The sequence below is a fragment of the Gemmatimonadaceae bacterium genome (genome assembly GCA_019637445.1).
Lineage (GTDB): Bacteria > Gemmatimonadota > Gemmatimonadetes > Gemmatimonadales > Gemmatimonadaceae > Pseudogemmatithrix.
Genome location: JAHBVS010000001.1, coordinates 806,173 through 818,120 on the forward strand (window position 1 = coordinate 806,173; position 11,948 = coordinate 818,120).

General features: G+C 68.4%; 13 protein-coding genes. 8 read left to right on the forward strand and 5 right to left on the reverse strand.

The features are described 5' to 3' along the window. Positions 1–4 precede the first annotated feature (4 nt). From KF709_03810 to KF709_03825, 4 genes are all read right to left on the reverse strand, one after another. Complete coding sequence (locus tag KF709_03810; GenBank protein MBX3173509.1) at positions 5–415, reverse strand: copper resistance protein CopC; 411 nt, start codon at positions 413–415, stop codon at positions 5–7. A gap of 91 nt (positions 416–506) precedes the next feature. Next, complete coding sequence (locus KF709_03815) at positions 507–1,583, reverse strand: M56 family metallopeptidase (GenBank protein ID MBX3173510.1); 1,077 nt, start codon at positions 1,581–1,583, stop codon at positions 507–509. After that, a complete protein-coding gene (locus KF709_03820; protein MBX3173511.1) occupies positions 1,580–2,044 on the reverse strand; it encodes a BlaI/MecI/CopY family transcriptional regulator in 465 nt (154 codons plus the stop codon). Before KF709_03820 ends, KF709_03815 begins: the two co-directional genes overlap by 4 nt. Positions 2,045–2,088: 44 nt before the next feature. After that, on the reverse strand, positions 2,089–2,601 hold the full coding sequence (locus tag KF709_03825) for a nuclear transport factor 2 family protein (protein MBX3173512.1): 513 nt from the start codon (positions 2,599–2,601) through the stop codon (positions 2,089–2,091). 179 nt (positions 2,602–2,780) lie between these two features. On the opposite strand from KF709_03825, the gene KF709_03830 reads away from it, so the two are divergent. From KF709_03830 to KF709_03865, 8 genes are read left to right on the forward strand one after another with little or no spacing between them, the layout of a single operon-like run. Then, positions 2,781–4,667: a copper resistance system multicopper oxidase gene (locus KF709_03830; protein MBX3173513.1), complete on the forward strand. Its 1,887-nt coding sequence runs from the start codon at positions 2,781–2,783 to the stop codon at positions 4,665–4,667. Beyond that, the gene (locus tag KF709_03835) at positions 4,660–5,424 is read left to right on the forward strand and encodes a copper resistance protein B (GenBank protein ID MBX3173514.1); all 765 of its coding nucleotides are present in this window, start codon (positions 4,660–4,662) and stop codon (positions 5,422–5,424) included. The genes KF709_03830 and KF709_03835 overlap by 8 nt, the downstream gene beginning before the upstream one ends. A gap of 24 nt (positions 5,425–5,448) precedes the next feature. After that, the gene (locus KF709_03840; GenBank protein ID MBX3173515.1) at positions 5,449–7,551 is read left to right on the forward strand and encodes a heavy metal translocating P-type ATPase; all 2,103 of its coding nucleotides are present in this window, start codon (positions 5,449–5,451) and stop codon (positions 7,549–7,551) included. Further along, entirely contained in the window at positions 7,551–8,411 is an 861-nt protein-coding gene (locus tag KF709_03845; GenBank protein ID MBX3173516.1) for a patatin-like phospholipase family protein, read from the forward strand. The genes KF709_03840 and KF709_03845 overlap by 1 nt, the downstream gene beginning before the upstream one ends. Next, positions 8,408–9,175, forward strand: coding sequence for a hypothetical protein (locus KF709_03850; protein ID MBX3173517.1), 768 nt, complete (start codon positions 8,408–8,410; stop codon positions 9,173–9,175). The genes KF709_03845 and KF709_03850 overlap by 4 nt, the downstream gene beginning before the upstream one ends. After that, a complete protein-coding gene (locus KF709_03855) occupies positions 9,172–9,525 on the forward strand; it encodes a hypothetical protein (GenBank protein ID MBX3173518.1) in 354 nt (117 codons plus the stop codon). Before KF709_03850 ends, KF709_03855 begins: the two co-directional genes overlap by 4 nt. Further along, positions 9,522–10,904, forward strand: a complete 1,383-nt coding sequence (locus tag KF709_03860) for an MBL fold metallo-hydrolase (protein ID MBX3173519.1) — start codon at positions 9,522–9,524, stop codon at positions 10,902–10,904. The genes KF709_03855 and KF709_03860 overlap by 4 nt, the downstream gene beginning before the upstream one ends. Beyond that, on the forward strand, positions 10,901–11,515 hold the full coding sequence (locus KF709_03865) for a hypothetical protein (protein MBX3173520.1): 615 nt from the start codon (positions 10,901–10,903) through the stop codon (positions 11,513–11,515). Before KF709_03860 ends, KF709_03865 begins: the two co-directional genes overlap by 4 nt. On the opposite strand, the gene KF709_03870 is transcribed toward KF709_03865, so the two are convergent. After that, entirely contained in the window at positions 11,482–11,934 is a 453-nt protein-coding gene (locus tag KF709_03870) for a nuclear transport factor 2 family protein (GenBank protein ID MBX3173521.1), read from the reverse strand. The genes KF709_03865 and KF709_03870 overlap by 34 nt on opposite strands. Between the last annotated feature and the right edge of the window lie 14 nt (positions 11,935–11,948).

Here is an 11,948-nt window from a genome sequence, read left to right on the forward strand (position 1 = left end):
GCAATCAGGGCAGTCGGGGGGCTGCTGCGCTGCCCGGCGCGGCGACGCTGGGCAGAATCTCAAACGTGAACTCGCCACGAACGGGGTGCCCGTCATCCCCAGTCACCTGCCAACGCACCGTGTATCGCCCGGGCGTGAGCGCGCCTACCGGGGCGATCACCGTGCGGTCATCGCCAGCCGCAAGGCGCAGCGAGTCGGTGCGCAGCGTCTGTCCGTCCTGGAGCAGCGTGACGCGCGTCAGCGCCAGATCGAGCGACTCATTGAAAGTCAGCTCAAGCTGCCGCGGTGCCGACGGCAGCCTGCTGTCGGCGGCCGGCGTGGCCTTGAGGAGCCGCGGATGGGCAGTGCTCGCCTGCAGCGGCGCAACCAGGGCAGCGGCGAAGAGCAGGGCGAGGGGTCGTCCGAAAAGTCGCATTGAGCAGAGTCCCGTAAAAAAAGTTTACACTACGTAAAAGATAGCTCGACACGGCCTCCCCGCAAGCCCAGTGTCGAAACGCCGCGCTCGGCTAAGGCTCGGAAGAGGCAACGTCCAACACGCGGTCGGCCTGGGCCCGATGTGGGCAGCGATCGCCGCTCGAATGGCGACCGATACGCCAGCCGCGACAAAACAGGTGTGACCACGTGCTCGTGCCCGGATGGTCGCAGTGTGCCGGCACCACGGCCGCGTGATCGTGGGGGGCCACAAGGGGATGAAGCACCATCAGCCCCGAGCTCCAGATCAGCAGCAGGGCGACAGCGGCGGCGAGCAATGAGCTTCTTGAGGTGTGCGTGGTCGCGAACGCATCCTCACCGGCCAAGCGGCGCACACGCCGAGGCAGCAAGTCCGCACGCTGGAAGCCGACGGTCGCGGTAACAGGAGCCGGGGAGGCACCGAGCTTGAGGATAGCCGAGGCCAGCGGAAGCGCGAGACGTTGCGCCACCACGTCATCGGCCGTGATCTCCACCTCGTCCTCAAGGTCGGCGGCAATGCGCCGAAGGACCGGGAGCCAGAAGAGCAGCGCGGCAAGCGTGCGCAGCGCGAAGAGCCGGAGCGGATCGCGCCGCCGTACGTGCACGGCCTCGTGGGCGAGCACGGCTTCCAGCTCATCGGCAGTGAGTCGCTCCGCAAGATCCGCGGACACGAAGACGCGCGGTCGAACCCAGCCTGAAGTGAACGCCGGCAGCGGTATCCCGTGCACCTGTCGCAAGCGATCGGGTGGCAGACCCGACGCCTGGGCGGCGCCGGCGAGCGCGCCACCCGGGGGCACGACGGCGGACGGCAGTGCGCGCATCGTGCGCCAGTGCCGCCAGAGCACGGTGCCCCGCTCGATCACCGCATAGACGATCCCCGCGTAGAGGACCCAGTGCGCGAGCTGGTGCACCGGCGCCAAGAGCAGATGAAGCGCGACGAGACAGAACATCGCGAGGTGTTGCTGGTCCGCCGACATCCAGTCGACGGCTCCCAGAATGTGGTGCCCGACGACCGGCGCAATCCCAAGCAGCAGTGCAGCCACGATGGCGGCGAGCAGGACGCGGCGGCGCCGCTCCTCGCGGCGAATCACGGGCCGCAGGGCGCCCACGCCGGCCGATGCTCCCTCGATCACTTCTCCCGTTCGCGCATGCGACGCCCGACCAGTCGCGCCAACTCCTCGAGTTGCGCTGGATTGCGCTCGGCCAACACATCCACAAGCGAGGCCGTGACGGCCTCCGTGCCGAGCGAGAGCAGCCCCTCCACGGCCCGCCTCGAGACCTGGAGGACGAAGGCCGCTTCCTCAATGCGGGCGCTGAATCGATATCGCCCGTCCACCCGCTCCCGCGCGAGGAACCCCTTGGCGACCAAGCGGTTCAGCACGGTCGTGCTGGTCAGTGGCGACACCGGGTGTTCGTCGTGGAGGCGCTCGTGAATCTCCCGGGCCGTGAGCGGTCGCTCCGCGTCCCAGCAGAGACGCATAAGCTTGGACTCAAGCTCACCGAGCACCGTGCTCACACCTGTGCCCGTGAGCCGAACGGTTTCGGGCAGCTTTGGCGGCGCCGGTGTCGCGTTCCGCTTCTTGGGGATCGTCATGGGCTCGGTCCTTGTTCCGATGTCCTCGGCGTCCACGGCGCGGCTCAGGGCATCGGCGGATCGCTGGGGCGCCGTGCACGACTCGCCGTCTGCGTGAGCCGCACCACCCAGCGGTTGCCTTGGCGCTCGAGGATCGCCGTCCCACGTCCCACCACATCCACCTTGCGGTCCGGGAGGTCGGCGGTCAGTGCGTACCGAAAAGTCGCCCACGCCATCGCGCCAGAGACGCGCGCTTCGATCTCGAATGGACGGTATCGGAAGTTGGTGAACTCCTTCAGCTCGGGGGCGAGATGATTGTCGCGATAGTCCGCCCAGCCGCGATTGATGCCCGCGCCTTCGATGACCAGTAGGCTGTCTCCGGCATAGAGGGAGTCCAGCGCCCTCAGGTCCCCACGCTCGGCAGCTGCGAAGAGGGCTTGGATGGTCTGGGCGACCGCGGCCTCGGGGCTCGAAGCCGGGGCGTGGCCCGCGTGCGCGTGGCCTTGGGCCCTAATCCCGGTGGCAGACGAAAGGAGCAGGGCGAGTGTGAGGCCTGCCAAGCGATGAATTCGGGGCATCGGATCGTCCAGTGAGGGAAGGCGGGCTGTGGTCGTGACCTACCGAACTTTACCAACCGTAAAGTGCTTCTGGCAAGCCTACCATCCGCTGCTGTGCATACATATATTTTACCTTGTGTAAATATCCGGCGCACACGCCCTCCCCGTGCCCCGTACATCATCCACAGAACCCGTCTTACGTGTCTGCTTCGTCATCTCAATCGCACGTCTCCAGAAGGCATTTCCTCGGTACCTCCACGGTACTCGGAGCGGGACTGGCGCTTCCCGCACCCGCGCATCGCGCCGACCAGGATCTGCCGCTCGACCCGGGTTTGGCGCCGCTGCCTCCCGCCACGAACGGCGTGCGCGAGTACGAACTCGTCATCGCCGAGACGCAGCTGCGTGTGGACGGCCGCCGAGCGCGCGCCACAACGATCAACGGCACCTTGCCGGGGCCGACGCTACGCTTCCGCGAGGGCGAGACGGCGGTCATTCGCGTGCGCAATGCGCTCGCGGAGGACACCTCGATCCACTGGCACGGCATCCTGCTGCCTCCGGAGATGGACGGTGTGCCTGGCCTGAGCTTCGCGGGCATCGCTCCGGGGCAGACCTTCGAGTACCGCTTTCCGCTGCAGCAGGCCGGGACCTATTGGTACCACAGCCACTCGGGCTTGCAGGAGCAGTTGGGCCACTACGGCGCCCTTATCGTCGAGTCGGCCGTGCCGAGTGGGCCTGCGTACGACCGCGAGCACGTGGTGGTGCTCTCGGATTGGACCTTCGAGGATCCCTACCGTGTGCTCTCGAGACTGAAAAAGCAGCCCGACGCCTACAACTACCAGCGCCGTACGATGGCCGATTTCGTCCGGGAGGTGGCGCGCGACGGCTTCGCTGCGACGGTCTCGGACCGCCTGATGTGGGCGGGGATGCGAATGAATCCAACGGACATCGCCGACGTCACCGGGGCGACCTACACGTATCTCCTGAACGGACGCACTGCGGAGGCACCGTGGGTGGGGCAGTTTACGCCGGGCGAACGCCTCCGCCTGCGCATCATCAACGCGGCAGCAGGCTCATACTTTGACGTGCGCATCCCGGGCTGCACGATGACGGTTATCGAAGTGAGCGGACAGCCCGTTGAGCCGGTGGAGACGGAGGAGTTCCGCATCGCCATCGCCGAGACGTACGACGTGATCGTGGAGCTGCCCGGCAATCGCGCCTCGGCCATCGTGGCCGAACCGATGGACCGCAGCGGACTCACGGCGGGAACGCTGACGCCGCGGGCAGGGCTCGAGCCCACGCTGCCGGCGCGTCGGCGGCGCCCGTTGCTGACGATGGCGGACATGGGCATGGACCATACCGGGATGTCGGGGATGCACGGCGGCGACGACCACGCGGCTATGGGACACGATACGCCGCCAGCGGGCGCGTCCCCGGCCCCTGCGGTCCACGCCGCCGATGAACACGCCGGGCACGAGATGCCTGAGGTTGCCGCGGCCGCGCCGGCCTTGCGAGCGCCCGGCACGCTGCCGACCGAGGTCATGCACGACGCCGACTCGCACGGCCGTGAGAACGCGATGGTGCCGACCAGCACGACCTCACGGCTTGCCGAGCCGGGCGCCGGACTGGGCCGTGACGGCTGGCGCGTGCTCCGCTATACGGAGCTGCGCTCCCGCGCACCGTGGCCCGAGTACGTGCCGCCGACCCGGGAGCTGGAGCTGCATCTCACGGGCAACATGGAGCGCTTCACCTGGGGCATCGACGGAACACCGTACGACCGTGCGCGACCCATCGAGCTGGCATACGGGGAGCGCGTGCGGCTCACGATCGTGAACGACACGATGATGAACCACCCCATGCACCTGCACGGGATGTGGATGCTGCTGGAGAACGGTCAGGGCGATCGCAGTCCGCGCGTCCACACGGTCAACGTCAAGCCGGCGGAGCGCGTGTCGCTGCTGGTGACGGCCGACGCACCGGGGCGCTGGGCCTTCCACTGCCACGTCCTCTATCATATGGAAGTCGGGATGTTCCGGGAGGTGCGGGTGTCCGCGATGCCCAGTGAACACGAGGGGCACCACCATGCGTGAGCGCCGATTCGTCGCGACGCTTGCCGCGGTGGGCGCGCTTTGTACGGGTGGGGGTGCGGCAGCCGCCCAGGTCCCCGACAGCACCGCCACCCATCCGGCGCACGGCATGGCCTGGGGACGTGAGACGTTCCTGCTGTCCGAGGTGCTCGAATACGGGCCGGCCGGGGCGAACCGGGGGCTGGACTACGACCTTTTGGCTTGGAGTGGCGGTGCCGTGCATCGGGTGTGGGCCAAGGTCGACGGTGGACTGGCGACCCAGGGCCAATCCGTACACGGAGAATACCAACTGCTCTATGGAAAGCTCGTGTCGCCGTGGTGGGACGCGCAGCTTGGGCTGCGGGTCGATCAGCGTTCGGAGCAAGGCACGTCGCGGTCACGCGTCGGGGCCGTGGTGGGGCTGCAGGGGCTGGCACCAGGCTGGTTCGAACTGGAGCCGTCGCTCTTCATCACGGCGGATGGCAACGCCGCCATCGACCTGACGGCCTCGTACGACCTCTTCCTCACGCAGCGGCTCGTGGTGCAGCCGCGACTCGAGACCTCAGCGGCGCTCCGCGACGAACCGACCTTTGGAGTCGGCCGCGGGCTCGTCAGCACGTCGTTCGGGATCCGAACGCGTCTCGAGTTCCGGCGCGAGTTCGCCCCCTACGTTGGACTCGTGTGGGACCGCGCCTACGGTCGAAGCGCGTCGCTGGCCCGACTGGCGGGGGAAGCGACGGGAGACACGCGGTTTGTGGCGGGTCTCCGGTTGTGGTACTGATGGCAATCCAAGGAGCATGGACCGATGACGCACGGACACCACGATCACGGAGCGCACGGCGCACACGACCCTAAGCCGTCCGGCGCACACGAACACGATCACACCGCGCCGTCCGGGGACGGGACCGCCGAGCATCGAGGGCACGGCGCACCCGACCACGACCGACACGCCGGCCATTCCCCGGCGATGTTCCGGGACAAGTTCTGGCTGTCCTTTGCCCTCTCGATCCCGGTCGTGGTGTGGTCGGCCCACATCCAGGATCTGCTGGGATACTCGGCACCACGATTCCCGGGCTCCGCGTGGATCCCCCCCCTGCTCGGCACGTTCGTGTTCCTCTACGGCGGGCTGGTATTCCTCCGCAGTGCGGTGGGCGAACTCTCAGCGCGCCTTCCGGGGATGATGACGCTGATCTCGCTCGCCATCACGGTTGCGTTTGTCTTCTCGTGGGTCGCGACGACGGGCCTTGTTCGGGCCGAGGCACTGTGGTGGGAGCTGGCGACGCTCGTCACCATCATGCTGCTTGGGCATTGGATTGAGATGCGTTCGATTGACCAGGCCCGCGGGGCGCTCAAGGAGTTGGCGAAACTCCTCCCCGACGAGGCGACGCGACTCGTCGCCGGTGGCGAGGAACGTGTTGCGGTCTCGGCGCTCCGGAACGGCGACTTGCTCCTCGTCCGGCCCGGCGAGCGCGTACCCGCCGACGGAATCGTGCGGAAGGGGGAGAGCGACCTGAACGAGTCGATGATCACCGGCGAGTCGCGGCCGGTGCGCAAGCAGGAGGGGGACGCCGTCATCGCCGCGACGATCAACGGCGAGGGTTCCCTTCGCATCGAGGTCACCGGCACCGGTGAGCACACGAAGCTTTCGGGGATCATGCGCCTCGTGGCCGATGCACAGCAGTCCAAGTCCCGTGCGCAGCATCTCGCCGACCGCGCCGCACAGCTTCTCACGGTCGTCGCGATCGTCTCGGCCGGCCTCACAATGCTCGCCTGGCAACTCGCCGGTGCGCCAATCGACTTCTCGGTGGTGCGGGTCGTGACGGTGCTCGTCATCGCCTGCCCGCACGCGCTCGGGCTTGCGGTGCCGCTCGTCGTCGCGATCTCGACAACGCTCGGGGCCCGCAACGGGCTCCTGGTGCGGGACCGGCGCGGGCTCGAGGAGGCACGCGCCCTCGACACCGTCATCTTCGACAAGACGGGAACGCTCACGCTCGGCGAGTTCCGGGTGGTGGCGATGGCGGTCGCCGACGGGCTCACGGAGGCAGAGGCGCTTGCCATCGCCGCCGCAGTGGAGGGGGAGAGCCAGCATCCGATTGCCAAGGGCATCGTACGCACCGCTGCGTCGCGGGGGGTCGCCGTTCCGACGATGGAACGCTTCCGCTCGATCACCGGCCGCGGCGTGGCCGGCACGGTCGGCGGCATCGAGTATCTGCTCGGCGGCCCAGCACTGCTGCGGTCGGGCGAGGTCACCATCCCGCCGGTCCTTCGCGAGGCATCCGAAGCGGCGGCCTCGCGGGGCCAAGCGGCGATTCACCTCGTACGCGACGGCGGGGCGATCGCTGTCTTCGCCGTCGCAGACGCGATCCGCGAGGAGAGCCGCGAGGCCATTCACGCGCTCCACGAGCGCGGGATTGAGGTCGCGATGCTCACCGGCGACGCGCAGGCCGTCGCCGATGCAGTCGCGAACGAACTTGGCATTGACACCGTCTTCGCACAGGTACTGCCCGAGGACAAGGCCTCAAAGGTCAAGGAGCTCCAGTCTCGCGGGAAGAAGGTCGCGATGGTCGGCGACGGGGTGAACGACGCGCCGGCGCTGGCGACGGCCGACATCGGTATCGCCATCGGCGCCGGGACCGACGTCGCGGTCGAGGCCGGCCACATCGTCCTCGTGCGGTCCGACCCGCGAGACATTCCGCGGATCGTGGGGCTCAGCCGCGCGACGTACCGCAAGATGATACAGAACCTCTGGTGGGCTGCCGGCTACAACATCGTCGCCATCCCGCTCGCGGCGGGAGTCGGCGCGGCGTGGGGCATCTTGCTGACGCCGGCAATCGGGGCGGCGTTCATGTCGTTGAGCACGATCATCGTCGCGATCAACGCGCAGCTGCTGAAACGCACGAGGCTCTGATGCGGAGCTTTGCGCTCGTGCTCAGCGGTGGCGGGGCGCGGGGATTCGCGCACCTCGGCGTCCTCCGGGCGCTCGAGCACGTCGGGGCCCGGCCATCTGCAGTCGTTGGCGTGTCGATGGGCGGAGCAGTCGGCACTATCCACGGTATGCGGACAGATTGGTATGAGGCCACGCTCGGCCTTCGCCTGCCCGAGATTGGCGACGCGGCCCGTCCGCGCCTCCCGGGCCGGCAGCTCTGGTCCGCGCTGCGGACCGCGGTCACGCTCCTGTTCTCGTTCGGGCCGGGAACCCGCGTGCGCGAGTCCGCACTGCGAGAGCTCCGGCGAGTGATCGGCGACGGCGATCTTCGCGATACGCGCATTCCGGTCTGGCTCGCGGCGACCGATCTCCTCTCAGGAAAGCGCGTGACGCTGCGCGAGGGCAGCGCGGTCGAGAACGTCTATGCGAGTGCGGCGCTGGCCGGTGTGGTCCCGCCACTGCCACGCGGCGATCTCCTTCTCGCCGACGGCGCGTACGCGGACGTCGCGCCCGTGGATCTCGCGAGGGCTCTCGCGCCGGACGTGGTCATTGCCGTGGATGCGGGCCCATCCGACCATCCGCCCGAGCTGCGGAACGGCTACCAAGTCGCCATGCGCGCGATCGACATCTGCCACCGGCGTCACGCCGAGCTCCGCTTTGCCGCCGCGGATCTCGTTCTGCGCCCGAGGTTCCTGCGTGAGGTGGACACGCTCGATTTTGCCGCACGCCGGGAATGCGTTGCCGCCGGGATTCGCGCCGTGCGCGCGGCGCGCGGGGCGATCGCCGTGCTGCTTGGCGACGGTGCCGACCCGACGCCTCAATCGACCGGAGTCCTTCTATGATCCCGACGCAGCTCGTCTGGTTCTCGTGGTCGGTCGCCTTCCTTGTGCCGTGGGCGCTGCTCTACTGGCGATTCCCCGCGCATCGGCGGGCGATGTGGCGCTCCTCGCTACTGACGACGCCGTTTGGCCTCACCGAACCGCTGTTCGTGCCCGAGTACTGGGACCCGCCGAGCCTCTTCGACCTCGCACAGCGCACGGGATTCGACGTCGAGAGCCTGATCTTCTGTTTTGGCATCGGCGGGGTCGCTGCGGTGCTGGTCGCAGCCCTGACACGGCGTACGCGCACGGCAGCGCCCGCGCACGAGCGAACCGCATCGCGGCATCGGTTTCATCGCTGGGCGCTCGCGTCGCCCTTCATCACCTTCGTCGCGCTCCTGCCGCTGGGCTGGAATCCGATCTACCCCGGCATCGTTGCCATGCTCGTCGGAGGTGTCGCGTCGCTGCTCTGCCGACCCGATCTAGCGCGCGTAATACTTCTCGGCGGGGTCGCGTTCGTCGCGTACTACGCCGTGTTCCTCGTTGGGCTCGAGGCATCCGCTCCAGCCGACTACATCCGAAGCGTCTGGAACCTCCAGGCACTGTCCGGCGTGATGATTGGCTTCATTCCGCTGGAGGAAGTGCTGTTCGCCTTTGGATTCGGGACCTACTGGAGCGGCATCTACGAGCACGTCACGTGGCATCAGCTGCACTCGGCGGGCATCACGCCGCAGGTCGCCACGACTCCCGAACATCACGCTCCCCATGACACGGAGGGTGCCCCATGACGCTCCTGCTCTACTTGGCCGCCGTCGCCGTCCTCGTCTTTGGCGCACTCCGCTACGTGCGCGCAGACGAGGACGCCGAACCCGCTCCGCGCGCGCTCCCCATCGTGCCGCTCGGGTGGGCCTTGAGTCTCTTTCTGGCGATCACGTACCTCGCCTGCATCGTGTTCGATCTCGCGGTCCCGGGATCCGCGATGCGCGACGCTTGGTCCGGGCTCCTGCCTGGCTTCGTCTGGCTCACACCCACTGGCTTCGCTCTGGGGCTGCTTGGGAGCTTGCTCTATGGCTGGTACATCGCGCTGCTGTTCGGTGGGCTCTACAACGCCATCGTCAGGCGCACGAGGACATCATGACCGCCTCGCGCCGCTGGACGCTCCGATTTCTCGGCGCTGCGGGAACGGTGACCGGGTCGCGCTATCTCGTTTCCAGCGCGGACCGTCGGATCTTGATTGATTGCGGGCTGTTCCAGGGATTCAAGAACCTCCGGGCGCGCAACCGGCGTCCATTCCCGGTCCGTCCGGACACGATCGACACCGTCCTCCTGACCCACGCGCACCTCGACCACTCAGGGTATCTGCCAGCGCTCATCCGGGCGGGTTACCGTGGTCCGGTCAAGTGCACGCCGGCGACGGCCGCGCTCGCTTCCCTGATCCTCCCCGACAGCGGACACCTGCAGGAGGAGGAGGCGCGGTGGGCCGCACGGAAAGGCTACTCGCGGCACACGACCCCGCAACCGCTCTACACGCGGGCGGACGCCGAGGCGGCGCTGCAGCGGATCGAGGAAGTGGCGTTCGGCCGGCAAATCGACCTCGGCGACGGCATCCGCGCGACGTTCATCCCGGCCGGCCACCTTCTGGGCGCGGCACAGATTCGCCTCGAGATCGGAGGCCGCGTCGTGCACTTCAGCGGCGACCTCGGGCACGATCCCGATCCCCTGATGCGGGCCCCGGTGCCGTTCGCGGAAGCGGACGTGCTCGTCTGTGAATCGACCTACGGCAACCGACGGCACGCCGACGTGGATCCGGAGTCGGAACTGGCTCCCATGTTGCGGCGGGTCCTCGGCCGCGGCGGCACGGTCCTGGTTCCGGCCTTCGCGGTCGGCCGCGCGCAGGGCCTCATGTACCACATCGCGCGTCTCATGACGCGGGGCGAGTTGCCTCGCGTTCCTGTGTTCCTCAACAGCCCGATGGCCGTGGACGCGACCGCGATCTATCACGCCCACCACGCTGAGCATCACGTGAGCCGGGAGGACTGCCTGGCGATGTTCCGGATTGCCGAGCGGGTCAACTCGGTCGAGGACTCGAAGGCGCTCAATGCGCGCCAGGGGCCGATGATCATCGTGTCGGCGAGCGGCATGCTGACCGGCGGCCGCATCCTGCATCACCTTGTCACATTCGGCGGCGACCACCGCAACGCGATTCTGCTCACCGGCTTCCAGGCGGGCGGCACGCGCGGCGCGGCCCTCGTGGAGGGTGCGCGGGAGATCCGCCTCTTCGGACGCACCGTCCCGATCGCCGCCGAGGTGACGCAACTGCAGACGTTCTCGGGGCATGCAGACGCCGACGGGCTCCTCCGATGGATGTCGGCCGGGCGTGCGCCGCGGATCACCTACCTCACGCACGGCGAGCCGTCCGCCGCGGACGCACTGCGACATCGGGTCGTGCACGAACTCGGAAGGGAGGCGCGCGTGCCGGAGCACCTTGAGACCATCGACCTGGACGCCCCACGATGACCGACTCCCTTGCCCTCACCGGGGCCGGCATCGATACGAACCGCCAGCCCGTGGTATACATGCAGGATTGCCACATCTGCCAGGCCGAGGGTTTCGTGGCCCAGACGGGCGTCCGGATCACCGTGCGCTACCGGCGCTTGCTGGGTGTGTTCAGCGCCTTCATCGTCGCGCTCTTCACCGAGATGTACGGCTTCCCGCTGACGAGCTACCTGCTCTCGGGATGGGTCCAGAGCCGCTACGCCGCGGTCGACTGGCTCTCCCACGACGCGGGACATCTACCCGAGACGCTCCTCGGCTGGCGCGCGAATCTTCACGTCGGTCCCTACCACCTGCTGAGCGTCGCGCTGATCGGCGGCGGCTTCACCCTGATCGTCAACGGCTGGCGTGTCCTGCACGCGGCGCAGCGCGCCCGCACGCTCGCAATGTTCCCGGTCCTTGTCTGGGTGTACCGTCGCCTCGCCCGGCCCGAGGAGCGCGAGACGGAGGCGCACTTCGGAGACGCGTGGCGCCGCAACGCCGCGGCGGTCCCGGCGTTCGTGCCGAGCATCGTCCCGCGCGCCGTGAGCGTCGGACCGGACTACGGCGTCCGGATCGTCCGCGACGACCAGTGAATCGCGCGGATGCGCCAGCCGTCCGACGTGCGTGAGAGGACCATCAGTTCGGCTCCCGCGCTGTTGATCGGACGGTCGCGGTAAGTGCCGGTAGTGCGGCTCGTGCTCGTCACCCAGGCGACGTCGCCGCCGACGGTGACGGAGAGCTCGCCGCGCGTGCTCGGGACGGCGCGCGCGAAGGCGATGTCGCCGCCGAGGTGGCCCTCCTCGTATTGCTGCCGCGACTCGACGCCGCCGCTCTCGAGGATCTTCACATCGGGAGCGAGGAAGCGCATCGCAGCGGCCGAGTCGCCGGCAGCGAGTGCCTGGTGGAAACCGGACACGACCGCGGTGATCGCGCGATGGTCGGCGGACTGTGCCGGAAGGATACGCGCGGTGGTGACCGCGAGGACGAGCAGGGACGACAGCCGAAGGAGCATGTGAGGACTCGGAG